The following is a 26,096-nucleotide window of genomic DNA, read 5'->3' as shown; positions in this document are numbered from 1 at the left end:
CTTACCAGGAGTGTTCGATCGCTCCGGGCTTGCAGGCTGCCATACAGGGGAGAGGAGGTCTGTTGGCAACAGGCTTACAGGGCCCGCATGAGTATTTGATCTTCTTTCGTTGATCCTCAGTGACTTTGACCACAGGCTCCTCACGGAATGGGTCGTTCTCATCTTCACCCACCTCAAGGACCCCAGCCGGGCACGCGGTCACACAGTCTCCACATCCATCGCACTTGTCTGAGTCTATCTTTATGAAGTACTGGCCGCTGCCGTCCATGTACCCGTAGTTTGCTATCAACTCGCACCTGCCTTTGCTTTGCCTTTCTTCACCAGTGCGTATCCAAAAAGGGCGCCGCCGATGGCCCCTGCGGTTTGCGTGTCATATTCGGTCTTGAGTGGTTCGATGCCCAGTTCCTTGTTTAACCGTGTCACCACACCTGGATTTTTTGCGATGCCACCGGTAATGGCGAAATCCTTTTCAATCCCGATTCTCTCCAGGAGCGTGACAATCCGGTGAGCCATTGCTGAACAGTAAGCTGCTATCACCTTGTTCTTGGGCCATCCTTCCCTCAGCAGACCCGTCGCCTCAGATTTAGCAAATACGACGCATGTCGATGATACCGGCTCTGGTTCTTCGTCTATGTCCAGAGACATCTGACCGATCTCGGTTATGGGTACCTGCAGGAGCTCAGCAAAAACTTCCATGCCGCGGCCGGTTCCCGCGGCACACTTGTCGTTCATGAGAAAGTTTGTCACCTTGCCTCTCTCATCGCAGCGAATCGCCTTGCAGTCCTGACCGCCCATGTCGAGAACAGTCCGGACTGAAGAGCCGTACAAATAGTTTGCTCCCCTTGCGTGGCATGCAATCTCAGTAATCGCCCTATTGGCGAAGGGGACGTTCACCCTGCCGTATCCTGTACCCACAGTGAACTGAATTTTATCCAGGGTGAGTCCTGTCTCTTCAAGGGCCCAGTCCATCGCTTTTTGAGCAGACTCCGGACTGTCTGAACCTGTCCTCATGTTGCTGTACGCGAAGAGCTTCCCGTCCGCCATGACGACCGCCTGAGAGCTAACCGATCCCACATCGACACCTGCCGTCAGGATTTGAGCCTTCTTCCAGTCAACATCAGGCATAGTCTTTCTGTATTCAGTCCATCTCCAGAAATCCTGCGACATTATTGACCTCCGGTTTCTGCCGCATGTAGGGCGGTTCCAAGTGCTGCTGCGTACTCAGGGTATTCTGGCACAACCACGTCAGTCTCGAGAGTGCGTTTCAGTGAATCTATGAAACCAATGTTTCTTGCAACTCCTCCTACCACGATAACGTCCTTTGCGATACCGACACGTCTTGCCATAGAAACTATCCTGTCTGCTATCGCATCGTGGACTGCCCGGGCTATGTCCTCTTTGCGGGTCTTGGCGTGGATAAGAGAAACGACTTCGCTTTCTGCAAACACAGCACACTGTGCGTTCATGGGAATGGCCTTCTGGGACTTCAGCGAGAGCTTTCCGAAGTCTTCCAGGTCAACCTCCAGAGCTCTTGACATCGCTTCAGTGAAGGCGCCTGCGCCCGCGGCACATTTCTCGTTTATGGCGAAGTCAGCCACCTTACCTTTTTCGTTTACCTTTATGGCCCGACCTTCCTCAGCTCCAATGTCTATCACAGTGCGGGCCGAGTCGAGGAGATGGTGGGCACCTTTTGCCGAGGCACCGACTTCTGTCAATTCTCCGTCGGCAAACTTCACCTCTTTTCTGCCCGCGCCTGTGGCTATGATCTTTGAGATCTCTTCACGTTTGATTCCGTTGTTGGAGAGGGCGCTTTCAAAGGCTTCGTTAATGGCCGCCTCAGTGTTGAGGCCAATTGTTTTGAGACTCCTGGACGTCACCTTGCCACTCTCAAGTAATACCACTTTCACGCTCTTCGCGCCTACGTCTATTCCTGCTGTCACCATCATATCCCCCTACTCTTCATCCTTGCTGAATCCGAGACTTTCCATGAATGTGTCGATTCTACCCACGGTTTTCGCCTCATCGAACTCTCTTTCATCTCCCATGTTTCCTTCGAAGGTCATGACAGGGAATCCAGCTTCCTGTATGCCAAGTCTGTTCTCTGCTATCCCAATGCTCAATCCCTCGCATCCCCTGTTGTAGTGAAGCATCACCCCGTCCAGCTTCCACTCTTTGGCGATTCTCACCATCATGTCGGTCTTGTGCTTTGGATGATAGAAGTGCTGCCACTCTGGCTTAGACAGATTCCACTCAGCAATGATTCTCAAGGCCTCATCCCTGTCCTTGATTTCAATCCCCTTTTGCTGCGGGGTCGTCTTGGGCCCCCACGTCCCGTCAGGTTTGTCTTCCCACATTCCGATGAGGCCAAAGGTGTAGAGAGAACCGACAGAGATGCAACCGAACTTTTCCATATATCTAAATATCTTCAAGAATCCCCAGGGAGGCTGAGTGTCAGTCATCACCCGGCACCGTTCATTTCCAACAGCGGCAATACCCCGGTCAACTCTGTCCTTCACCTCATCTCTCAACTCCTCGTAGAAGTCTGCAATATCCTTGGAGTGCTTTTTGAGAGTGCCCAGGACATAAAGCGAATACATGGATTTCTCATCGAGAGGTGCTGGTATTGCCTTGTTCAGCGCGCACACCTCAGCCCAGACAGATGTTGATCTGCACTCATCATTGACCGCCTCTATGAGCAGTTCGTCTTGGTAGTTCCGGCCTGTCAGCTTCTCCATCCATTCGATGGCGTCGTGCAGTTGGCCCACGACATAGTTCAATTTGTTCTCATTCAACTCGCTGTAAGGACCAACAGCCACATCAAGGCAGAAGTAGGGTATGTCCTTTTCTTCTATGTCCTTCACCACCTGGTACCATTTTGCGTGGCTGCAGCATATATGATCCTGCCAGATGAAGTCAGGAGTGGGAAACTCTCCGCCAAAGGCGTACTTGTTCAACAAAACACTTCCCCAGTAGTTGCGCATGTATGAACACAGGTCCCTGGCATACCCTTCTTTTTCGATCGCCGCGAGGCATTCTTCTGAGAAGGGTCTGTCAAATGCAATGCTGGCAGCGTACGGCTCAGAAGTGATCGGGTAGACGTCTCTTCCCAGTCCGGCCGGAATCGAACCTATGGACCACGCACCTCCAGCCCATCTTATGCCACCCTTTTCATGGGCTTTCGCGTAATCTTCGTAGAAATTCTTTCTCAACTCTTTCGCCTTGTTCCAGCACTTCAGCCGTTCAGTTTCATACTTCGCCATCTTATCCTCCTCAGAATAGATCTTCTTCGCTCAGCATCTCCAGGAATGCTTCAACCCGGACTTTGAACTGTCCAATGGGAACAGTCACATCCAACTCAAGGAATAAGGTGGGTATGCTATTCTCTTCGAGCAGCTTTTTGATTGCGGGTATGTCCAGTTCGTGCGGGTCACAGAACTTCTGTTGAGCGATGACTGCACCTTCCACCTTGTACTCCTTTGCAAGTTTGAGAATGTGAGGAAGGCGGTTTCTCAGCGGCCAATCTTTTGTGGGGCATGGTACTCGTTTGACGTATCTTTCTGCTATTGCAGTCAATCTGTCTCCGTTAGGTTTTACGTCTTCCCAGATATAGCGCGAACCAGTGCAGTGGTCATCTATTACAAAAGTGGCTCCCAGGGATTCCACCATCTCTATAAAGCCTGTATCGTCATCTTCGCTGCCTATTAGCATCAGTCTGCTTCCTGTTGGCCTTTCAGGCTGTTTGTTCTTTAGACTCTTCAATGTGTCCTCAAGTATGCGGTTGTGTTCAACCTTGTCTATCATCTGGCCTGAAACAACAGCATACATCGCATCGAGCCCTGTGAGAGGCGGCGCTTCCTGTTTTCTGAGCTCGTATAGTTCTCGCAGGAGCGATCTGTTTGTGTTCATGATTTGGATACCTTTGTCAAGGTTCGCATCAGTTATCTTCTTGCCCAGCCACCCTTCGAGTGACTTTTTGAAATCCTCCAGTTCACCTGCCAGGTAGGGGATAGCCCGAGGAGACTGAACGTGATGAGGTGTGGAGAGATAGTATGAGTACTCTGTAGGTATGTGAAGGTCCCACGAAGTGTAGGCCTGCCTCACGTGCAGGCAGGACTGAGCTATCATTATACCATCCAGGTAGTCGAACCTTCCCTTCAAACCCTGAGCCAGACAGTCTCTGCAAAACGGGCAGAACATCCCAAAGATGTGAGGTTCGGTCAGGTCCTGGGGTTCATGGCTTCCCAGAATTCGGACCGGAAGAACTCCCGCGGCGTAAAGCATCTCCTCTGGCACGTATGTACAGAAATAACCCATTACTTTGCCGCGGTTCTTCTTCTTCCATTCCTTGGCGTACTCATGCCTGGCTTCGTAAAACTCCTTGAACATCTCCTTCATCTTCATTCTCCTGTCAGAGGTTCTGTCCTACTTCATCCGTGTCATTCTGAGGCCTGCCTGCCCCGTTTCTCGCGAAGCAAGATACACGGGGCCTGCCCGCCCGGCTCGTTTTACGAGCGGCCGTTTCACGGTCTCCCGAGAGAAGTCGAGGGGAGAGCATCGAGGGGAGTTTGTCGAAGGCCGAAGAATCTGCTTCATATTCGATCCCTCGTGGTGACCTTTGTTTCAAGCGGTATGATGTTCAGCGTGTTGAAACCGAGAGTCCTGAAGTAGGAGAGAAGGTCACCTTCGTACCAGTTAACCAGCGTCCTGACCCTGGCTACTCCGCTCGCTTTGAAGTTGGAAAGGAGTGCCTCTCCAAGCTTCCTCCCGGCTCCCATTCCCTGATAGTCTGGATCAACACCAAGAACCTTTATCCAGCCCGTCTTCTCCCTTTGGCCGAATTCCCACGCCCTTATCTCACCCATGACGAAGCCGACCAGTCTCTTGTCAAGCTCTGCGCCAAGGTTCATCAAGGGTTCATTTCTCTCTATGTGACGCTCCACCGTCTCTCTTAAGTATGATAGAGATTCTTCTTCTTCTCCTGCTGTCGGACGACCGATGTTCGACATTATTTCAAGTATCGTGTCTACGTCGCCTTTTTCAAGCGAGCGGATGTGGATGTCTGCGAAGAGGGTCTTCCAGAGCTTCGTTCTGCCCACCTTTCTGTAGTGGATTTTGTTCTTGGCTCTGAGGACCTCAAGGTATTTGGCAACAGTGTGGCGGGTGAGACCCAGATTGGCGGCGATCTCCTCACTCTGCAACCCCTCAGCAGACTTCTGCAGAACCCCAAATATCTTGGCCTCTACGTCGTTTTCAGTCATCTCAACCCCACAATCTGAAACCACAGATTTCACAGATTACTACAAGATTTCTCATATTCTGGTTTTGTTCCTAGGATAAAGGTTTCTCTGTGTTAATCTCGTGTAATCTCGTGGTTTCAGGGTCTTGGGCTTCCCGGTAACCAATATCGGTAACCATAAACTCTCATACAAAATATAGGCTACTTCGCGAAGTCTGTCAAGAGAAAACTGCAAGTTTTTAGCTTATCGCCCAATACGCCCCTTACTTCCCATCAAACCCGGGTGCCAGGCGTGACACTTTTACATTTTCGCGGTAACCGCTAAGAACCAGGACGGATGGAAATAGAAGATCGAAAATCCACACCCCGCCCCGGCCCGATGAGACAGATGGTCAAAAGTCCAAAAAATCCATGCCTGCCCCGTCTCTCGCAAAGCGAGATACACGGGGGCTGTCCCCCGAGTCCAGGAGTTTCCGCTTGACATTTTGAGGAGAGGGTGTATATTTTTGGCGTTTCGGTAGTTGTTCTGTTGGTCCGTTTGGAAAGGAGGCGTGACTTATGCATGCGAGAATAGAGATTCTGGTGTTGTCACGCCCCGGGAGTATTGGCTGTTAGTTTGTTTTCTTGATTGAAAGCTGGCGACCGCCCCGGAAGAGGCGGCCGTTTCTTTTATACCCAAGCCGCAGGCGTGACGAACGTCCGCGGTTTTTTATTTGACCAGATGGAGTGTCTGATGTGCCGCGGGAGAAGGATTTCGCGGCCCTTTCAATCTACAGAAAGGAGAGAAACAAAATGAGTCCAAGCAAAGGAGATCTGGCGTCAATGCTGAAGCTTGAGCAGTTCCCAATGTCTTCGAAGTACGATGCTGAATGGGTGTTGGAGAATCAAATGGGGCCAAGTTCACTCTGGCTTGCTGAGTGGCTGTGCAGTGACATGGAATTGAAGCCTGGCATGCGAGTGCTGGATATGGGTTGCGGGAAAGCTCTGAGTTCGATTTTTCTGGCGAGAGAGTTTGGCGTTCAGGTATGGGCGACCGACCTCTGGATCGAGGCTGCAGACAATTGGAAGCGGATTCGCGATGCGGGGCTTGAGGATCAGGTCTTTCCAATCCATGCCGAAGCTCACTCACTCCCGTACGCTGAAGAGTTCTTTGATGCGATTGTCTGCATCGATTCCTACCACTACTATGGCACTGACGATCTCTATCTCAAGTATTTCGTCAGGTTTGTCAGGACCGGGAGACAGATCGGCATCATGGTCCCTGGATTGATGCGCGATTTTGAAAGTGACACTCTACCAGAATACTTGACGAAGAAACAGAAGAGTGGAGGTGTTTTCTGGGACCCTAGTGAGTGCTTCAGCTTCCACACGACAACGTGGTGGCGTCGGCTATGGGAGCAGACTGGCTTGGTGCAGGTGGAGCTCGTGGACACAATGCCAGATGGCTGGAAGGTCTGGCTCCAGCATGAGAAGGCGATCCATGCCACCGGCACCAAGAAGTTTCCATCCGATGTGGAGGTTCTGGAGGCTGATCGTGGTCAGTACATTGGCTTTGTGCGCATGGTTGCACATAGAAAGGAGAGCAAAAAGAATGGACAATAGCCATACAGGAGATATGAAATCTGGAAGAGTATTCAAGAAGAGCCTGGGCCAGTATTTTGTGAAGGCGGATGGCCGGACTGTGGCATGCTCCATCTCAAGTAAGTTACGGAAGCGTCTCATCTATCCGGTTGCTGACCCCAGCTCTATTCGACCCCATGTTGTGTCAGTAAAGGACATCAGGACCGTCGATCCAATTGCAGTCGGGGACATAGTCAGCTTCCTTGATGCAGGTGATGGATCTGGCTTGATAACTGAGGTCCAGCACAGGGAAACGAAATTGAGTCGTCGGGCTGCTGGACGCAAGCTCCGCGAACAAGTCATTGTCGTAAACATAGACCAGGTTGTGCCGGTCTTTTCAGTTGCTCGTCCCAAGCCGAAGTGGCGGCTCTTGGATCGTTACCTGACAGACGCGGAAGCGGCTGAGGTTCCGGTACTCATCTGTATGACGAAAATGGATTTGGCAAAGGGGGAAGAGGTCGAGGAGGAACTCTCTGTCTACGAAGACATAGGCTATCCAGTCGTCAGGACCAGTGCGGTTACTGGCCTGGGCCTGGAGGAAGCTAAGGAGGCTTTGAAGGGTCGTGTATCTGTCTTCCTCGGCAAGTCCGGCGTAGGCAAGACGACATTGCTTAACGCAATCCAGCCAGGCCTTGACCTTCGCGTGAAGGAGGTGAGCGAAGCTACAAGGAAGGGGAAGCATACAACGAGTCATCTTGAGATGTTTGAGCTGGACTTCGGGGGCAGTGTTGTTGATACGCCGGGAATGAGAGAGCTGGGTCTGTGGAATATCGATGACGAGCATATGGCCAATCTGTTTCGCGAGATGCGGCCCTACATAGGACAATGTCGATTTGGTCTTGACTGCAGTCACACACATGAGCCAGGGTGTGCAGTGAAAGAGGCCGTGAAAACAGGAGACATAGCTGAGCGGAGGTATGAGAGCTATGTGCGTATGAGGCGATAGCTCGACACCTGCCTACCTAGCACCACTCTGTGTTTTGATTTTGCTTATTCATTTCTGGCAAGCGCTCCCATCGGGTCCCACGGAGGGAGCACAACTGGCTCGGTATCGAGTACTTCCAGCAGTTTTGGAGTCAGGTATTTCTTGCTTACTGTTACCTCATAGAGGAATTCATTAAACCAGTTGTCGGCCATTACAAAATAACCCTTGTCGCCGATTTTCTTCCCCCAGCTGTTTTCAACGCGCCATTTGATTGGCTTGCCGGTGTCGTCAAGATCGACCCCCGTGAGCACCATCGCGTGAGTCATCTTGCTGTGGCCGTAATCCAACCTACCCGCTTTGTCCAATTTGAACTGAGAACCAAAGACAAGCTCATAGTCGTACAGCTCGTTGTCGAGGATACCCATCTTGCGTTCCATCATCTTTCCGACATCACAGCCGAACCAGACGGCTCTATCATCAGCAATCATGGCAGCAGTAGCCTTCTTGAGTACTTCCATTGGGACATTAAGATAGCGGACAATTTCTCCACCTGCTACATTGCCTAAATACTGCACCGTGTAAAGTTTGTCATATGGTTTGTCTTTTGTTGGAGCGTTTATCAGGCAAACCATGTCGTCCGTGTCGGAGCCCACGAATTCCTCAAAGAACTTCTGTGGTGTGATGTTGCCGTGTCTGTGGAACTCCTTGTCCTTATCCCGCCATTCCCACAAGAAGCTTTGCGGCGGCCTACCAAGATGGATAGTAAGCATCTTGTAGAACTCTGTCATCTGCTCGCCTTTCTTTGACCGCATTTCATCTGTGGAGGCAGCATCCGCGTGCATATTCCGTAGGACCTGCGCGTACTCACGCAGTTTGGCGACAAGAACAGCATTCATGGGGCCCGATTGACTGCTGCTTTCTGTTTCGGGCATTGCAAACTTGGGGACCACGCCATATTTCTTTATGAGGTTCACAAACATGTCCCACTGACCGCCATCCGGAAGGGCGTTTGCCAGTAGCCACATCACCAGCCTTCCGTCGAGTGGTTCATCGCGCGTCTTAATGATGTTTTCAAGAAAGAAGTTCGCTTTTTCGAGCTTGTCCCAGAACATCAGATAGGCTTGTGAGAGTTCAAACTTCTCCAGGTTCAGTTTCTTCGTAGCAGTGAGGCGAAATGCATTCAGCCCCGCAAACAGCCAACACCTGCCACTCTTCTTTTGGTTCGTAACTTCAGGTGTTTCTATCAGATGCGAATATGTGTGGTGAACTCGATTCACGACTTCTCTGTTCAATGCCACGGCACCGATTCCGCTCTTGGCAACAGCATTCAACGCAAGGACGTTCTTGGGATCCGCGTCAAAGACCTCCGAAAAACGCGATATATCATCTTTACTGACAGCTTTGTCCATATTACATCTCCTTTCTGAAATGGCATAGAACACCGACAATATTAACAGAAAACCGGTTCTGAACAAGGCATAAGATTGAGAAATCTGCAGACCTGGCTTCTATGCGTACCTCAGATTTCTGCACATCCCTCTCCTTCTCTTCTCCTTCGGCTTTGCTCCCCTCGACTCCTTTCGGGATTAACTCTTTGTAACGAGCTCACTGCGCTTCGCTTGTGACCTCTAACAAAGACTAAACAGGACGAAAAATACCCCGTGGAACGACCCAGGCAGGCTTCCCCCTTGGCAAGGGGGTCCGTGAAACGAGCGGCCGTTAAACGGCCCGGGCGGGAAGAGAAAAGGTAGCGGTTCGGTTCTCAGCCATGGCAGTCACACTGATCTCATGTGATTACGTCGCAGTTCAAGAAGCTGAACAGCCTGCTCCAATCCAATCTAAAAGGTTTTTCCCCTGCAAATGCAGGATCGGGGATGTCTTTTCGAGTTGTCATACGGCAGAGAATTCGTATATACTTGTCAGAAGGTCATTTTGTTCGATTCGTGAGGACCATGGAAGAACACAGATACTCAGCCAATTACGACCAACCTCTACTTGCTGAGTTGTACGATCGCTCAGAGACATACACAGACGATATTGAGTTGATCCGTACTCTTATCGGCAAGTCCAAGCCTTTGAACATCCTCGAATGCTTCAGCGGGACAGGGCGAATTGTGGTGCCTTTAGCCCGGGACGGCCACACAATGACAGGCATAGAAATAGCCCCGGCTATGAATGCCCGGGCAGTGGCGAAGGTCTCCAGGCTCGGTTCAAATGCGGAGGGCAGAGTTAAGCTAAGGGTGCAGGACGTTTTGGACGGTCAATGGGGTTCTGGATATGATCTGGTGATCATGGGCGGTAACGCTTTTTATGAACTGCCCTCAGCACAGACTCAAGAAAGATGCATCCAGCTGGCATATGAAGTGCTCGTGGTTGGCGGACGACTGTACATTGACAACAACGACTACAAAGGAGATTGGGGGGAGGGGCCATTTGGAAAAGAGCTGGTCATATTCGAGGGCACAGGCAAAGACGGCACTCTGGGCAGGTGGACCGTAGAGTGGGTGAAATTTTACGGGGGACAGAGAATTCTCCACGTGAAACGCACCTGGTACACACGAGATCCAGACGGCACGGAAAACAGTGTCGAGCATCTCGGTCGCAAACATCCTGTGACTGCTGATGAGGTTGAAGGCTGGTTGAAAAACCACAATTTCCGGGTCCTGGAAGTCTTTGGGGACAGACGGGGCAATCCGTATACCGGAAAAGGTGTTCGCGCTATCTTTTGGGCAAGAAAGGAGTGATTTGGGGCCAACACATTCTGCAATAGAAGCTCCTTGTTTCAGGCAACCTGGCCAGAAAGGAGTATGGTTTTCATCTTCTTGGGGCAGGAGGTACTATGGAGAACGCGGAAGAAAAAAAGGCAACTAGAAAGCCTGATATCAACATCCGTTTCATCTTTAATATGTGCAATGATGTGCAGAGCATGCGTCACTTCTACACAGATCTGATAGGCCTGAAGCAGGGATCATTCCGGAATGAGAAGAAATGGGGTTGGCTTGTCTACAAGAGTGAAGGATTCGAAATGATGTTCTTCCGTGCAGACAAGAAGCTCCCGGTGCTCGAAGAGTGGACAGTGCAGCCCGGCTACGAGGGTGGAACGCTTGAGATGACCTCGTGGGGCATACATATCCCCGAAGAAATGTTTGCCGGGGTGGTCGATCGACTGAACTCTGCAGATGTAAGGACTTTCAAGGATAAGCCCGAATGGCGACAGGATAGTTATTGGGGTTTCAGCGTGATGGACCCAATGGGGAATACGGTGGAACTGTACACTCAACCGAAGGAGAAACCGGCATCGACTGAATGGCCCGGTACACAACCCAGCCCCACCGCCGCCGGAAAATAGAAAACGAAAAAGGGCCATGCCATCGCTTGATGGCATGAGTCATTTTTCGTCCTGAGTAGAGTCCGAAGGACGGAGTCGAAGGATCTGCTTGTGCCAGATTGCTTCGGCCTGGTTGGCCCAGGTCTCGCAACGACAAGCTCTTCTTTTGTTCTTCGTAACTTCCCGCAAGGCAAGTAGGGGCGCGGCTTCCGCGCCCACGCTCCATTCGTACCGAAAGACAATTGTCATTGCGAGCCAAAAAGGTCCGGCTTTTCCAGAGAAAAGACGAGGCATGTTTGGTCCTTCATCGGCGTGAGCCGAGGGAGGACAAGGGTCAGCGATAGCGAAGCAATCTGGGTCAATGATGAAGGAAATGAGAAGGCCCCTCGCAGAAGACAGGCCCTGGTTCTTGTGTCGAAGGAATTCAAATCAGTTTTCTCTGCGGATCACAGTGGCCATGGTGACGCCGCCGCCTCCGCAGATTGCCGCGATGCCGTGCTCCTTGTTTCTCTGCTTCAGCGCATGATATAGAGTAACAATGATCCGTGCACCACTTATCCCAGTCGGGTGACCAAGGGCTATCGCTCCACCATGAACGTTCAGCTTGGTGCGGTCCCAGTTGAGTTTCTTTTCATTGGCCAGAATCTGAACGGCAAAGGCTTCGTTCACCTCTATGAGATCCATGTCTCCTAGCTCCATCCCTGCCCGCTCGAGTGCCATAGGGATGACAAACCCCGGCCCTTCTCCCATGGTTTCTGGTTCCACAGCAGTCTGCGCATAGGAAACGATCGAAAAGAGCGGCTTGAGACCAAGTTCCTTTGCTTTCGGCCGCGACATAACAATCATAGCTGCCGCACCGTCTGACATTGCGCACGCATTCCCGGCAGTGACGCACCCGTCCTTCTTGAACACAGCACGAAGCTTGGCCAGTTTCTCCAGCGAAGTATCGCGCCTGATCGTTTCGTCCTTATCGAAGATGATGGGATCACCCTTTCTCTGAGGAACCTCGATTGACACGATCTCTTCATTAAACCATCCCTCGTCCTGCGCTTTCGCCGCCTTCATATGGCTTTCATAGGCAAACTTGTCCTGCTCTTCGCGTGTGATCTTGTATTTCTCAGCAACGTTTTCCGCGGTCATCCCCATTCCGAACCCGCAGAGGGGATCTATAGAGTCTGCCCAACCATCGAGAAGTGTTTTGTCACCCATCTTGAACCCGGCCCACCTCACGTCTTTCAGAAGATAGGGGATGGTGCTCATAGAGTCAAATCCACCGACAAGGATTGTGCTCGCGTCTCCCAGCCTTATTGCCTGGCTGGCCTGCGCGAGCGCTCTCATGCCCGAGGGACACGCCATGTTGAGTGTCATCACAGGTACCTGTGCGGGGACTCCACCTCTGACCGCGGCAGTTCTTGCAGGGTTGGGTCCATTTCCTGCTTGTCTGCAAGAGCCGAGCAAGACGTCGTCCACCTGTTCGCCCTTCAGCTTTGCTCTCTTGAGTGCTTCCTTCACCGCCACAGCTCCTACGTCGTAGGCAGCCATATTCTTCAAAGTCCCTCCGAACCTTCCCATCGGAGCTCTACAAGCGCTCACTATTACTACGTCCCTCAGTTCCATTGCTATCCTCCTGCACATCTGTTTTTCAGATATATTGCCCGCCGTCTACTTTTATGACTTCGCCAGTCACGTGCCTGGAAAGGTCGCTGCACAGAAATGCGACCACGTGAGCTACATCCTCCGGCGTGCCCAGCCTTTTGAAAGTCGTTTCATTGATGGACACCTGTTTCGCATCATCTGGCATCTTCTTTATCATCTCTGTCTCTATCAGTCCTGGAGCTACGGAGTTGACATTGATGCTGTATTTGCCGAGTTCCTTTGCAGCTGTCTTTGTCAGGCCAATGACACCTGCCTTGGCAGCCGAATAATTGCTCTGCCCGAACTTGCCCCTCAGCGCATTTATGGAGGTTATGTTGACGATCTTCCCGTGCTTCTGCTCCCTGAATATGGGGGAGACTGCTCTTATGTAGTTGAAGCAACCTTTCAGGTCGATACCTATCACTGTATCCCATTGTTCTTCGCTCATCTTCCAGATGACACCATCCCAGTTGACTCCTGCATTGTTGATCAGTATGTCCAGCGACCCGAACTCCTTGACGACCGTGTCAACCATGTTCTGAGCATCCTGAAAATTGGATACATCGGCCTTCACGGCCAACGCCTTCACACCCATCCCTTTTGCCTTTTCGACTACGGCGTTGGCTTCGTCTGCGTGCTTTCTGTAGTTGATAGCGATATTAACACCATTGGCCGCAAGATCCAGCGCTATCGCAGTCCCTATACCCAAGCTACCACCTGTGACAATAGCTGATTTCCCCTTCAGGTCCTTCATGATTTTCCCCCTTAAAATGGATATCTCCGTGGAAACTCAGGGAACTTACGCTCCAGGAGTGAAGTCAATCCCACCATAGCATCGGGGTGCATGAATGTCGGCACCAGATAGTCATTCAGCTCCCTCTCTGCGATCGTCTTGGTGTCCACTCCTTTCAGGAAGTCCTCAAACCCCTTGCTTATCAGCCAATTAGAAATCCACACCGCATTAGGAGAGTTGTTTGCCACCCTCCGCGCAATCCTCCGTGCGTACGAGCGAGCTTCTCCGACAAAGAAGAGCTCTCTGTCACCTCGCCCATAAGCGTAGAGAGCCGGTATCAAATCCTGCGTCAGGAAGAGCTCTTTCATCGTCCGCAGCTCCTCCCTTTCTTCGAGGCTCAACTCAGATGGTAGCTCGTTAATCTTGAGACTTTTCAATTGTTTCGTACTGAGGGGTTTCCCTTTGTTCTTGATTATTGCATCCGCAACTTCTGCTGCAGCGTCGTCTCTCTCATGTGCGGGGACTATCAAATCCGCAAATCCCAGGTATTTGAGAAGCCTGGGGGAAGATGTGGACGTGCCACCTGCGAGGATATAGTACCTTGCCATGGCCACTGCCAGCTCAGAATCCTTGGTCTTGTTGTAAATAATTTGAGGGAGCACCAGAGTCCCGCGTAGCCCGGGGAAGATTCCAAGCTTTGTCTCGGGTAGGGTATAAGACGTCCTGTCAGTTGCAATGACAACTGAGTCGGGGTCTAATGCAAAAGAAAGGGCAGTTTCGACCCCTCCGCCAAGGGTGAGCCCATCCACGATCGCGATCTTCGGTTTGCCCTTCCCAGTCATAGAGTCGAAAAGAACATCTTGCCACATTGCAGTATCATCACGTATCTTTTCAAACCGTCCGGCCTTCATGTTCTTCACGAAGTCGGGTACGTTGGCACCCGCTATAAAAGTCTTGATTGGGGCGGAATCGAAGATTATCACCTTCACTTTTTGGTCACTGTTCGCTTTTTTGAAAGCGCTCCTCAGCTCCTCGAAAACCCGGTTATCGAGGGCATTAGCAGCCTTCGGATTAGAGATTGTTATTCTGGCGACCTTGCCGCCCATCTCCTCATTGTACAGCACCGGACTCATGGTGATCGACCATGGTTTCCCCTTCTGTGCCTGAGTCTTCAGAAGTTTTGGCATGGGGAAACTTCTATGCTGCTTTTTCGCATGCGAAGCTCTTGCCTGAACCATACTGCTCGCATTCTTGATTCCGATTCTATTCATTATGGCGAAAGGCCCCTCGCTCCAGAGGAAGGCATTCTCCGCGAGCCTGTCCACATCTTCCATTTCTATGACCCCTGCGTCAACCACTTCAGTGGCAGTGACGAAACCGATGGCCAAGAATCTTTCAGTCAGCATTTGCACGGTCTTTTCGTCTTTGGGTTTTGCTTCCAGGTCATCTTTGGAGACCCATCTCACCCTGGACTTGTCCGCGGCCTTGTTGTACCTCCGCATAAGCTCCCTGCATGATTCAGGTGGCCAGAAAAAGTCTCCATAAACCTTGTAGACAGGATCATTTCTGTTGGAATCATCTGAGAAAGACTCCATGGCGTAGATTCCAACAGCCACGCCGGTCACGTCCATGAGTTGCAGAAATCCCATTGGCATGCTGAAGGCTCTCTTTCCCGCAGCCTCAATGGTTGCAATATCATACCCTTCGTCTCTCATCAGTGCGGCTTCATGCAGTAAAGACACGAATATAATGTCTGCTGCACCACCCTTTCTGCTGCTCAGGATTGGTGTTGCCACCTTTCCACCGAGCTTCATGTATTTGGCTGCCAGTGCGATGGTTTTCTTGCTTGCAGTGTCCGTACCGGCATACTCTCCAGCTCTGTTCTTGTGCGGTAGGTAGAAATAATGCATCCACACAACCTTGTCTGGCCGTTTTGTCGATCGTGCCAGCAGGTTTACGTCAAGAGAAGAGGAATTGGTTGCAAAAACGACGTGAGGCCGGCACAACCTGTCCAATTGGGAGAAGATCTTCTTCTTGATATCTATGTTTTCAGTGGCTGTTTCAATGACCAGTTTAAGATTTTTCCCCTTGCAGGCCTTCGGGTAACTGGTCGTTCCCAGTATCCTGCTCTTGATATCTTCCACCTGTTCTGGGGAGAATATACGTCCTTTCGCATTGTCAAGCTCAGCTTGGATCGTATCGAATCCCTTGTCCAAGATTTCACCAGATATGTCCAGAAGGCCCACGTTGAACCCGTTCTGAGCATATGCCTGGGCTATGCTTGAACCCATTGTGCCTGCCCCGATCACCAGGATCTCCACATCACTCCAACCTTTTGATTTCTTCCCAGCTTTGTATGCAAGTCCTTTGTCCATCTTTAGTGCTCCTTTCAACGGGCGCTAGAGGTAACTTTTCAGAATCATTGCTCCGCCCTGGCCGCCACCTATGCATGCAGATGCCAGGCCGACGCCCCCAAGTGTTATAAGTGCAGTAATGAGTCTGGTGCCGGTTGCTCCAAGCGGATGGCCAAGTGCAATCGCACCGCCATTCAGGTTCACCTTGCCTCTGTCCAATTTCAGTTCACGCTCTACGGCCAGATACTGGCCGGCAAATGCCTCATTGATCTCTATATGGTCAATATTCTTCCAGGTCATGCCTGCACGTTTCAGAGCAATTGTGCTTGATGGCACCGGACCGATACCCATGTAATATGGATCAACAGCCGCAGTCCCCCAGGAGATAATCTCGCCTATCGGTTGGAGCCCCAGTTTCTTTGCCTTTTCACTCGAGGCAACTATTATGGCAGCGCCGCCATCAACGATTCCGCTTGAGTTGCCGGCAGTCTGAATTCCCCCGGGCTTCACATTCCTGAGCCCGGCGAGTGTTTTGAGCGTGACTTCGGGCCTTGTGTGTCCATCTTCTGAGACGACATGCTCGCCCCTCCTGGTCTTTATGACCACGGGCGTTATCTCTTTGGCCAGTCTCCCTTTCTCTATTGCGTCCTTCGCTTTCATCTGGGAAGAGTAGGCGAATTCATCAGCATCTTTTCGCGTCACGCCATACAGCTTTGCTAATCTCTCAGCAGTCGCCATCATATCCATGTTAATGTATGTATCCTGAAGACCGTCTTTGAACAAGTGGTATACTCTTGCCCCGGCCATGTACGGGAAGCCCAGTGAGGCGCCATATTGCAGACTGGGTGCCTGACTGCTGCTTTCATACCCCCCAGCAAGAACGATTTCTGCTTCGCCAAGAATAATCTGTTTTGCACCCTGTATGACAGCCTCTCCGCCTGAGAAACATATCCGATTGACCGTGAGTCCGGGCTTATCATAAGGTAGACCCGCGCGGAGGGCAACGTGTCTTCCACCGTAGTGCGAGTCGATGCTTGTGTGTTGGGCGTTCCCGAAGATTGATTCATCTATCAGATGTTCACGTCCCTTCAGTCCCGCTTTTTCAATGGCGCTTCTCGCTGCCAGCGCCCCCAGCTCAATAGGAGTGAACGTCTTCAGGGAGCCATTCACCTCTCCAAAGGGTGTGCGCGTGGCGGAAAGAAAGACAATCTTCTTCTTCATCTTCTTCATGAGGGCGGGACCGCCGCCGTCGATTTTCTTGGGAATCCAGAAGATTTCCTTTTTCTTCATTTCCTCGATTACTCCTTTCCCAATCTGGGGTTGTTTGGATGAAGGTTTTGTGAGAGTCGTTCTCACTCAGCTTCTGGTTTCGGCTTCCCGAATACCTCCTCAGCAAGTGAATCATCGAACACGTGTCCCTCGGCAATCAACTGACGATACTTCACAAAGTCAATCACGTCTTTGCCGGTTATCTTCTTAGTATTGAACGCGTGGAAACCAAGGAACGCTTCCGTGGACATGTTTGCTGCAAGCCAGTGTCTGTTTGCCAGTTTGGCCACGTCCCAGAAGAATTTCTTCTTCATTCGGACACCATCTATTGATTTTATCAGACATCCAGGCATCAGGTTGACAAATTTCCAGATGACTTCATTAACTGCCGCGTCCAGGAGTCCAAAATCTTTCTTGCCTCCCTTCAAGAATTCCTTTGCTTTCTTCAGTTCTTCTCCTTTAACCAGCTCTCCATAAACGATTTCCCCGTCCTCCACGTATTTGCCTGTGATTACCATCGGGTTTCTTATCCACTTTTCTCCGTCCTTTATGACAGGGACCACTCTGGTAATGAGACCAAGCCTTTTCATCTTGTACGCACTCCATATCTCGCATGATACGCAGTTCCACAGTGCGTCTTCTATGCTCAAGTACCACGGAAGGAAGTCGCTTGAGCCCCCGTCAGGGGCAGACCCATGTCTCGGTCCCGCCTGCCCGAAGGTTGCAGTGTCAGCCGCAATGGCTATGTCACAGGCCATTCCTATCTCCTGGCCACCAGCAATTCTCATCCCATTCACCCGGCATATGGTAGGCTTCTTGCACATGAGGATAGCATCCACCATCTGGTTGAACAGGTCCATGTACTCCCCGTATTCATTGGGCCGTTTGCTGTAGTATTCAGCATACTCTTTGGTGTTTCCGCCAGTGCAGAATGCTCTATCACCCACGGCGGTGAAGACCACAGAGACAACGCTCCTATCGAGTGAGGCGTTTTGGAAACCTGCTATCACTCCCTTGACCATTTCAGTAGTGTATGAGTTGTACTGTTTAGGATTGTTCAGAATGACCCATGCAGAATAGAGCCCTTTGACTTCATTTCCATCTGAATCTATGACAGGTCTCTTTTCATAAATCACGCAGGGGGGCTCTGTGCCGAAATGTTCTTTGCCCCAAAGCGCGTGGTTCTTCACTTCATCGTCCCTGGGCAGCCAATCAAGTGACATTTTCTTCCTCCTGTGCTTTAGTTTGGCGGCTTAAAGCCAACAGCACCAAACACTTAGGGAAACCATCGAAGATAAAGAGAGCGGACTGTTATCATAACTTGACACAAAAATGTTGTCAAGAGGGAAAGGAAGGAAACCCCCACGCCGAAAAACGCGACGGGATTCGTAAATCGATCCTCTTACACTTTTGCAATTAGTAATTCGTAGTTTGTGATTCATCATTTGTCTCTCAGCTTTCTTCTCAAAACTTTGCCCACCGGCGTCTTGGGCAAACACTCAATAAACTCGACTTCTCTTATCTTTTTGTATGGAGCAACTCTCTTCTCACAGAATTCAATTACGTCTTCTTCCGTTAACGCTGAATCCTCTTTGCACACGATGAATGCCTTGGGGACCTCCCCAAACTCAGAGTGTTTCTTTGCGACCACGGCGCACTCTCTTACTGCGGGGTGTCCATAGAGCAGATCTTCCAGTTCTACAGGATATATGGTGTAGCCTTTGTATTTGATTATGTCCTTCTTCCTGTCCACAAGGGTAAAATAACCTTCCGCGTCCATTATTCCTATGTCTCCGGTATGAAGCCAGCCTCCTCGGAGTGCACGTTCTGTCTCTTCCTCATCGTTCAGGTATCCAAGCTCTGTAACCTGAGGCCCTCGAATCAGCAGTTCACCTGGTTTCCCGGGCTCTAATTCATTTTCCGTCTCCAGATCGACTATCTTCGCGTCCGTATCTATGATTGGAATTCCGATCGTCCCCTCTCTGATTCTGTTTGGAGGACTGTCGTGGGTCTCAGGGGAAGCCTCAGTCAGGCCATACCCTAGCACCAGCGGTATTCCTGTCTTCTCATCCCACTTCCTTTTGAGTTCAACAGGAATTGGCATGGCTCCTGCCTTCACCCATTTGAGACTGGAAAGGTTGAACCTTTCAATCCCGGGGCTATTCAACAACACTGAGAACATAGTCGCTGATCCGTAGAGAACGGTTGCATGTTCAGCTTCGATGGTCTGGAGAACAACCTCAGGATCAAATCTTCCCACAAAAATGGTTTTTGCTCCTGTGTATATTGGGGAATTCATACAGCACGAGCATCCCCATGTATGGCAAAGCGGCAGAATTCCCAGAACCTTTTCATTCTCATCCCACCCAAACCAGGTTGCATTTTGCACTGCATTGGCGAGAAGGTTGAAATGTGACATGACTGCTGGTTTTGGTGCGCCGGTTGTAGCGCCCGTGTATTGAATTACGGCAGGGTCATCAGCGCTAACAGATACGTGTGGGTACGCTCTCCGTTTCGAGACGAATTGACCAAAACTGATCGATTTGCTTGCAGCCAGTTCACCAACTTCTATGACTCTCACCCTGGACTTATTCAGAACCTCACGTTCAGCGGGGGAGAGGCTGCTCAGGATGACTGCTGCCTTTGGTTCACTCTCTTCAAGGGCTTTTGAAAGTTCAGCCTCCCTTACAAGGTGATGAAGCGACACGACGGCTGCACCTGATTTAAGCGTCCCATAGAAGCTGATAACGAACTCAATAATATTTGGTAGAAGAAGAAGTACACGGTCGCCCTTGCGTATGTTGATTGAATGAAGCCCGGAGGCGAATGCGTCCGATTTCTGCGAAAGTTTTGAGAAGGCTATTGAATCTGTGCCGGAACTGAAGGCGATGCTGTCAGGGCTTCTTCTTGCCGTGTCCTCCAAAAGAAATGGGAGGGGCTTTTGCGGATAATCGATGTGTTTGGGTGCACCGCTGGGCCAGTGTCGAAACCACGGCCGGTCGGAAGGGACAGAACGGTGGGCAGAAGGGGCAGATCTGTGATGCTTCACGCTTGATTCTTGTTCTTTGTGAAACGCCTGCGCAACTCCCGATGGAGTATCTTTCCTGTACCGGTTCTGGGCATTTCCTCTGGCTCAATAAATGTGACAGATTTCGGTTTCTTAAAGGAGGCCATCTTTCCAACACAGAACTTTATTATCTCCTGTTCAGTCGCCATCTTTCCATGCTTGAGGATTACGACTGCCTTGACAGCTTCTCCCCATTTTTCGTGTGGAACTCCGATTACAGCCACGTCAAAAACGGCCGGATGGCGCGCAACCACTTCCTCAACCTCGGATGGATAGACATGCTCCCCGCCCGTGATTACCAGGTTGTCTTTTCTATCGACGATATAGAAGTATCCTTCCTCATCTTCTTTTGCCATGTCACCTGCTGTGAACCAGCCTTCTCTGAAAGATTCTTCAGTCTTTTCTGGAAGTTTGTGGTATTTGTCGAATAGCATTGGACCCCTGGAGTAAAGTTCTCCGACCTGTCCCACTGGAACGGGGTTGCCTTGCTCATCAAGAATCTTGATCATACTCGTACCGCACGACTCTCTGCCAATCGAACCGAGTTTTGTCATCTGTTCATAAGGCTTGAGAACTGTGACTATGCCTGCTTCAGTGGATCCATATCCTTCGTACAGCTCCACCCCCTTGAACATCTCCATCACTGCTTTCTTCATTTCTTTCCGGGCAGGAGCCGAGGAACAAAGAAGTTTCTTGATAGAACTGACATCGTATTCCCTTCTCTCTTCTTCTGGCACATTAAGAATGAGATTGTAATGAGTAGGTATCAGAGATATGAAGGTTATCTTTTCTCTCTGGATGATTTCCAGGATTTCAACAGGGTCAAAATGGCTGGCTGGATGGATATAGAGGCTTCCGCCGATGTATGTAAAGGTGAAAGAGAAAAAGGTAGAATTGACGTGGGATAGGGGCATTATGTTAAGACAGACGTCATGTTCACTGAAACCGAAATCTATTGCATTTATCAAATAGAACGCAACATAGGACTCGTGTGAACGGACAACACCCTTGGGCTTCCCTGTAGTCCCGGAGGTGTAGAGGAGTACCCAGTTGTCCTCAGGATTGACCTTTGCCCTGGGCTCATCATCTGAGGACTCAGCCAGCAGAGATTCGTAGTTTACGTATCCCGGAGGGGTTTCTTCTCCTACCGAGACGAAGTTTCTTACGTTTGGAAGATTCCCCCTGATCTCATCGATACAGGGGGTGAACTCCTCGTGTGCTACTATCGCCTTTGCGTCAGAGTCGCCCACTATGTATTCCACATCGTTAGGGGACAGTCTGAAGTTGATAGGATTCAGCACCATTCCCGTTTTGGCAGCGGCAAGATAGAGTTCGACAATTTCGATGGAGTTCTCCAGAAGGCATGACACCTTTTCGCCCTTTTTCAATCCCATTGAAACCAATGCATTGGCGAGCTGGTTGGTCCTCACGTTCAGCTCCCCGAACGTGAACGCTCTGTCTCTTTCCTTGAGGGCCAGCTTGTTTCTGTACTTTTTGGAATTCACTACGAGGATCTCGCCTAGATTGAGCCAGGGTACACCCATTGCCAAATCCTCCAGAGGGTTTCTGTAGGTTCTCAGCCAGAGATCTTGATCCGCACGTCTACCGCGACTGTCCTGGAAGGGTCTTTGTACGCGATTATGGGATTCAAATCGAGCTCGGCTATCTCTGGAACTTCAGTCACGAGCTGTGACACTCTCATCAATATCTCTATGAGCCTTTCTGTGTTTGCACCTTCCCGGCCTCTGAAACCTCTAAGAACAGGATAACCCTTTGTAGATTTGATCATCCTTTGGGCTCCAGTTCTATTGAGTGGTGCGAACTGGAATACTACGTCCTTCATGACCTCCACAAGGACACCACCCAGGCCGAACATTACGACGTGGCCGACGCCGTCTACTGTTTTGGCCCCTGCAATCACCTCTATTCCGCCTGTCAGGTACTTCTGGACAAGATATTGCGGACTATAGTTCCTGAATTTGCCGCGGAGATTATTAAACTCTTTTTTCAGACATTGTTCATTGGCAATGTTCAAAGAAAGGCCGCCGACCTCGGTTTTGTGAATCACGTCCACAGAATCGACCTTCAGGGCAACGGGGAAACCAATCTCTCTTGCAGCCGAAAGACACTGGTGCAAATTTGCTCCCACCAGTGCTGGTGCCTGTGGTATCCGGTAGAAATCGAGAATTTGCACACACTGCTCCGCACCAAGTATGTTTGTCTTTTCTTTCAGGGCAGTTGTTACCAGCGAACGGGCAGCATTTTTGTCTACGTCTCCAAATGGCTCAAAGGGTTCCTTGGCTCTCTGATGATAATCAGACATTCTCACCATGGCCCGCAGTGTTTTTGTGGCCATCTCAGCGAAGTCGTATGTGGGTATGTTTCCTTTTCTGATGATTCGTAAGGTCTCTGCTTGTTGTTCTCTGTCTGTCATTATCACGGCAATGACGGGTTTCTCTCTCTTCTCAGAGGCCTTCACTATTTCGCGTGCGACACCCTCGCAATCTACAAAGAAAGGTGTGATAAAATTGACCAGTATTGAGTCCACCTTGGAATCTCTTATCAGTTCTCTGAGGGTGAGCCCATAGTGCTCCGGTGTTGCCGTAGCGAGAACATCTACAGGGTTGCTTACAGTGGCCTCCGGGAAAAGATTCTCCTTAAGTGTAGTCTGCGTATCGTGCGACAACGTAGGAAGCTCCAGCCCGGCCTCAATGCATCCATCAGTGGCTATAATTCCAGGTCCACCGGAATTGGTAACAATGGCAACTCTGTTTCCCTCCGGAAGAGGCTGCTTTGCAAACGCAATTGCCGCCTGGCACAGCTCATCCTGGTCACGGAAACTGACAATTCCGCATCTCTCAAACATCAGCTCTATGGGCATTCCTTCCCCCATAAGCCTTCCAGTGTGCGAGACGACGGCTTTGGCACCCTCGACCGTCCTTCCGGTTTTCATTCCCAGTACAGGCTTCTTCCTTGCGACCTCAGCTGCTATATCCATAAATTTCTTTGGATCCGCAAGGCTTTCTACGTGGACTATTATCACTTTTGTTCCATCATCATTCGCCCAGTAGTTCATTATCTCGGGAATGCTTATGTCTGCTGCATTTCCTGTCGATGCATACATCCTGAACCCTTCACCAAGTGAGTAGAGCCTTTGGTTTATGACCTCGCCAACCCCACCGCTCTGGGCGACAATGGATATTGTCCCCGGATTCATCCTTGTGAAGGTGAAGTTGCAGTAAGCCCTCACATCCGGGTCAGAATTCATGATTCCCTGGCAGTTCGGGCCGAAGACGCGAACATTCCCTTTTCGGGCTATGTCCACTATCTTACTCTCCAGTTCTTTCCCCTCTTCACCGACCTCGCTGAAGCCTGCTGTATTGATGATTACTGATCTAACCTTCTTCTTGCAGCACTCTTCCAGCACTGTCTGCACAAGAGAACTTTTCACGACTATGTGCGCGACATCGAGTTCAGCCGGAACATCAAGTACGGACCTGTAAGCCTTGAGGTTTCTAATCTTATCTTCCTTGGGATGGACAGGATACACCTGCCCCTTGTATCCCGATTCTGAAAGATTCTGGAGTATCCTGTAGCCGATGGTCAGTTTTCTGTTCGATGCACCGATGACAGCAACCGATTTTGGTTTGAAGAGGTAGTCGAGCATACTCAGCCTCCGGATTGTTCAAGAGCGAAAAGTGCTGCGCCAAGGGCTCCAGCAAACTGCGGCTTTTCGGGGACGAACAGTTTCCTGTTCAGTTTTTTCTCAAACATCTCTCCAAGAAAAGGATTGTGTGCGATGACTCCACCGGTCATCACCACATCTCCTGTCAGTGGATCCATCTCTATGATTCTCTTGATGACCGAACCAAATACTCCTCTTGCTATGTCTTCTGCGCAAGCTCCTTCAGAGATCCTGGCCAGTATCTCTGTCTTGGTGAAGACAGTGCAGAATGATCCCAGTTCTATCTCTTTCTGGGCTCCCCGTGCGAGGCCTTCCATTTGCTCAAGGTGAATTGAGAGCCTGGCAGCAGTCTCCACCAGGAATGCGCCTGTGCCCGCCGCGCACTTTCTGTTCATCTTGAAGGAAATGGGCTTACCTGCATCGTCTACTCTGATGACTTTGCTGTCCTGGCCCCCAATATCAACGATTGTACAGGCTTTGGGATGGTGGAAGTAACCTCCTCTGGCGTGGCAGGATATTTCGGTTTTGATATCGTCTGCAAAAGAGACACTCCTTCTCCCATACCCACTGGCAATAGTGTATTTGATATCATCCTCAGCTATTCCCGCAGTACTCATACAGTTCATGCGGGTATCTTCCGCTGCTTGTTTGAAGTCTACGCCTGAATCTCTTACATAGAAGGACACAACCTGCCGGTCCTGATTGAGAAGAATTCCTTTTGTTGCGGAGGCTCCTACATCGATTCCCAGGACCATTATTTCCTCTCCAGTTGTTCGATGAAGGCTTCAATGTTTGTCTTTGATTGTTCCTCCGAGTAGCAGCGGAGGTCGTTCAGATCTCCAAAGATGGTAACAGTGTTGACATCCAGACTCTCCCGCAGCCTCTCCGGCATTCCATATCTACTATTTGTGTTATTGGGACACGTCTTGGAGTCGTGAAATACTATGCCGTCGAGCTTGAATTTCGTGACCATATCCTCTATGTACTTCTCTTTCTCTTCGTCAGAGCGGACAATGAAGAGGAGTGTGTATGCTTTGGCCATGCTTCCGAAGGGTTCCTTTGGGTCAAATGCATCGAATATCCAGGAGTTGCAGTAGGTGGATGCAAGCACAGAGGCCTTCAGATGAGCGAAAAACTCCGAGAGGTCTCGCAGCCTACCCCAGATCGGCATCCCCTCCCAGTAAAGCCTGTACCTTTCACCTTCCACAGCCGCGACTCCCTTATCGACTCTGTCATTCAGCTCTGCAAGAAGGGCCTTGTAGTAGTCCACAGCTGTCTTTGTTCCCCTCAGTACTACTGCTGGACCCATGTGGATGGTTCCGTCGAAGAATGTGAATGGAGATGGGATGTTGGCAGCCGTTTCCAGAACCTGGCGCCAGAGTTGGCTGCATTCAAGAGAGAGATCCACAGTTTCTTGAAGTCTTTCCAGGTCGAATTTGTTTCCTGATATCTCTTCGAGCCCCGGGACCAGAGAAGCTATCTGCCTCGCCACACTGTCGATGTGGGACTTGGTGACTTCCCTTACTCCTCTATGAGTATTGATTCCCATGATGGGGACTTTGAACTCCCTTGAATACCAGCCAAACCAGTCCTGTACATCCCTGCATTGGTTGGTGTTGAAGACAAGAACATCCGGCTTGGGCACGTTTTCTATGCCAGGATATGCTTTAGAAAGAGGTGTTTCTCCCTTCAGATAAGCCCCAACATCACTGGTAAGATAAGAACATATATCAGGAGAATAGCCGATTGCGTTTGCCAGTGGTATGTAATCGTTGGCTGTCCTTGTTGCTCCAAGCATTGCCCCGTGGTTTTCTGGAAAGTGGACGAGGAAACCCATTGCCCGGAGGAGCTCGGCAGGCCCCACGCTCGTGCACCACGCGACCTTCGGGGCTCCAGCTTTGACAGCCTTGTCCATCTCGTAGAAATAGTCTGCCATGATCTTTTTCATCATCCCTGTCGCTGCGATCCTTTTTCTTTTCACTTTAGTCTCTTCGGCCATTTCTACCTTCCCTTTATTAGCCTAGTGAATTGCGGATAGACATGGATACTAACAAAAACAAAATGCCATGTCAATAACCCCTGGAGAACTCCCCAAAACTACAAACTCCGAACTGTCGAAGATATTGCCTGCCCGCCCGGCTCGTTTTACGAGCGGGCGTTTCACGGCCTCCCGAGTTCATCGAAGGGTGACGAAGCACCCATTAAAAGGCACCTTGTCAAGGCAAAAAGTCTTCCGCACACGAG

21 protein-coding genes are annotated in these 26,096 nt (G+C 50.5%); 4 read left to right on the top strand and 17 right to left on the bottom strand.

The features are described from left to right. Position 1: 1 nt before the first annotated feature. The 6 genes from E3J62_12410 to E3J62_12385 all read right to left on the bottom strand — a co-directional run bounded on the left by E3J62_12410 (position 2) and on the right by E3J62_12385 (position 5,258). On the bottom strand, positions 2–289 hold the full coding sequence (locus E3J62_12410) for a 4Fe-4S dicluster domain-containing protein (protein TET43748.1): 288 nt from the start codon (positions 287–289) through the stop codon (positions 2–4). Beyond that, the gene (gene bzdQ / locus E3J62_12405) at positions 286–1,167 is read right to left on the bottom strand and encodes a benzoyl-CoA reductase, bzd-type, subunit Q (GenBank protein ID TET43747.1); all 882 of its coding nucleotides are present in this window, start codon (positions 1,165–1,167) and stop codon (positions 286–288) included. Before bzdQ ends, E3J62_12410 begins: the two co-directional genes overlap by 4 nt. Next, positions 1,167–1,943, bottom strand: coding sequence for a CoA activase (locus E3J62_12400; GenBank protein ID TET43746.1), 777 nt, complete (start codon positions 1,941–1,943; stop codon positions 1,167–1,169). Before E3J62_12400 ends, bzdQ begins: the two co-directional genes overlap by 1 nt. A gap of 9 nt (positions 1,944–1,952) precedes the next feature. After that, the gene (bzdO, locus tag E3J62_12395) at positions 1,953–3,260 is read right to left on the bottom strand and encodes a benzoyl-CoA reductase, bzd-type, subunit O (protein TET43745.1); all 1,308 of its coding nucleotides are present in this window, start codon (positions 3,258–3,260) and stop codon (positions 1,953–1,955) included. Between the two features lie 10 nt (positions 3,261–3,270). Further along, positions 3,271–4,401, bottom strand: coding sequence for a benzoyl-CoA reductase, bzd-type, subunit N (gene bzdN, locus E3J62_12390; protein ID TET43744.1), 1,131 nt, complete (start codon positions 4,399–4,401; stop codon positions 3,271–3,273). Positions 4,402–4,589: 188 nt separating this feature from the next. Then, positions 4,590–5,258: a GNAT family N-acetyltransferase gene (locus tag E3J62_12385; GenBank protein TET43743.1), complete on the bottom strand. Its 669-nt coding sequence runs from the start codon at positions 5,256–5,258 to the stop codon at positions 4,590–4,592. Positions 5,259–6,028: 770 nt separating this feature from the next. Here E3J62_12385 and E3J62_12380 point away from each other — a divergent pair. After that, positions 6,029–6,838, top strand: coding sequence for a methyltransferase domain-containing protein (locus tag E3J62_12380; GenBank protein ID TET43742.1), 810 nt, complete (start codon positions 6,029–6,031; stop codon positions 6,836–6,838). After that, a complete protein-coding gene (gene rsgA, locus E3J62_12375; GenBank protein TET43741.1) occupies positions 6,702–7,802 on the top strand; it encodes a ribosome small subunit-dependent GTPase A in 1,101 nt (366 codons plus the stop codon). The genes E3J62_12380 and rsgA overlap by 137 nt, the downstream gene beginning before the upstream one ends. A 44-nt stretch (positions 7,803–7,846) precedes the next feature. On the opposite strand, the gene E3J62_12370 is transcribed toward rsgA, so the two are convergent. Further along, positions 7,847–9,190, bottom strand: a complete 1,344-nt coding sequence (locus E3J62_12370; protein ID TET43740.1) for an aminopeptidase — start codon at positions 9,188–9,190, stop codon at positions 7,847–7,849. A gap of 465 nt (positions 9,191–9,655) precedes the next feature. On the opposite strand from E3J62_12370, the gene E3J62_12365 reads away from it, so the two are divergent. Together E3J62_12365 and E3J62_12360 are read left to right on the top strand one after the other, a co-directional pair. Further along, positions 9,656–10,525 (top strand): class I SAM-dependent methyltransferase, encoded by an 870-nt coding sequence (locus E3J62_12365; protein ID TET43739.1) that lies wholly within the window; start codon positions 9,656–9,658, stop codon positions 10,523–10,525. A 95-nt stretch (positions 10,526–10,620) separates the two neighbouring features. After that, the gene (locus tag E3J62_12360; protein TET43738.1) at positions 10,621–11,130 is read left to right on the top strand and encodes a VOC family protein; all 510 of its coding nucleotides are present in this window, start codon (positions 10,621–10,623) and stop codon (positions 11,128–11,130) included. 408 nt (positions 11,131–11,538) lie between these two features. On the opposite strand, the gene E3J62_12355 is transcribed toward E3J62_12360, so the two are convergent. The 10 genes from E3J62_12355 to E3J62_12310 all read right to left on the bottom strand — a co-directional run bounded on the left by E3J62_12355 (position 11,539) and on the right by E3J62_12310 (position 25,851). Then, complete coding sequence (locus E3J62_12355) at positions 11,539–12,720, bottom strand: acetyl-CoA C-acyltransferase (protein ID TET43778.1); 1,182 nt, start codon at positions 12,718–12,720, stop codon at positions 11,539–11,541. 31 nt (positions 12,721–12,751) lie between these two features. Continuing rightward, the gene (locus tag E3J62_12350; protein ID TET43737.1) at positions 12,752–13,498 is read right to left on the bottom strand and encodes a glucose 1-dehydrogenase; all 747 of its coding nucleotides are present in this window, start codon (positions 13,496–13,498) and stop codon (positions 12,752–12,754) included. A gap of 11 nt (positions 13,499–13,509) precedes the next feature. Beyond that, entirely contained in the window at positions 13,510–15,852 is a 2,343-nt protein-coding gene (locus tag E3J62_12345; GenBank protein TET43736.1) for a 3-hydroxyacyl-CoA dehydrogenase/enoyl-CoA hydratase family protein, read from the bottom strand. Between the two features lie 24 nt (positions 15,853–15,876). Further along, on the bottom strand, positions 15,877–17,121 hold the full coding sequence (locus E3J62_12340; GenBank protein ID TET43735.1) for a thiolase family protein: 1,245 nt from the start codon (positions 17,119–17,121) through the stop codon (positions 15,877–15,879). Positions 17,122–17,183: 62 nt separating this feature from the next. After that, complete coding sequence (gene oah / locus E3J62_12335) at positions 17,184–18,323, bottom strand: 6-oxocyclohex-1-ene-1-carbonyl-CoA hydratase (protein TET43734.1); 1,140 nt, start codon at positions 18,321–18,323, stop codon at positions 17,184–17,186. Positions 18,324–18,541: 218 nt separating this feature from the next. Further along, positions 18,542–20,149: a long-chain fatty acid--CoA ligase gene (locus tag E3J62_12330; GenBank protein ID TET43733.1), complete on the bottom strand. Its 1,608-nt coding sequence runs from the start codon at positions 20,147–20,149 to the stop codon at positions 18,542–18,544. Then, positions 20,146–21,711 carry a long-chain-fatty-acid--CoA ligase gene (locus tag E3J62_12325; protein ID TET43732.1) on the bottom strand — a complete coding sequence of 522 codons (1,566 nt, stop codon included), beginning with the start codon at positions 21,709–21,711 and terminating at the stop codon, positions 20,146–20,148. The genes E3J62_12330 and E3J62_12325 overlap by 4 nt, the downstream gene beginning before the upstream one ends. A 32-nt stretch (positions 21,712–21,743) precedes the next feature. Beyond that, positions 21,744–23,834: a CoA-binding protein gene (locus E3J62_12320; GenBank protein TET43731.1), complete on the bottom strand. Its 2,091-nt coding sequence runs from the start codon at positions 23,832–23,834 to the stop codon at positions 21,744–21,746. A gap of 2 nt (positions 23,835–23,836) precedes the next feature. Then, entirely contained in the window at positions 23,837–24,607 is a 771-nt protein-coding gene (locus E3J62_12315; GenBank protein ID TET43730.1) for an ATPase, read from the bottom strand. Further along, positions 24,607–25,851 carry a 2-hydroxyacyl-CoA dehydratase gene (locus E3J62_12310; protein TET43729.1) on the bottom strand — a complete coding sequence of 415 codons (1,245 nt, stop codon included), beginning with the start codon at positions 25,849–25,851 and terminating at the stop codon, positions 24,607–24,609. Before E3J62_12310 ends, E3J62_12315 begins: the two co-directional genes overlap by 1 nt. Between the last annotated feature and the right edge of the window lie 245 nt (positions 25,852–26,096).

It is taken from the genome of candidate division TA06 bacterium (assembly GCA_004376575.1).
Taxonomy (GTDB): Bacteria; Hydrothermota; DG-26; order E44-bin18; family E44-bin18; genus E44-bin18.
Note: the sequence above shows the minus strand (reverse complement) of the source record. Positions and strands in the feature narration are given on the sequence as shown.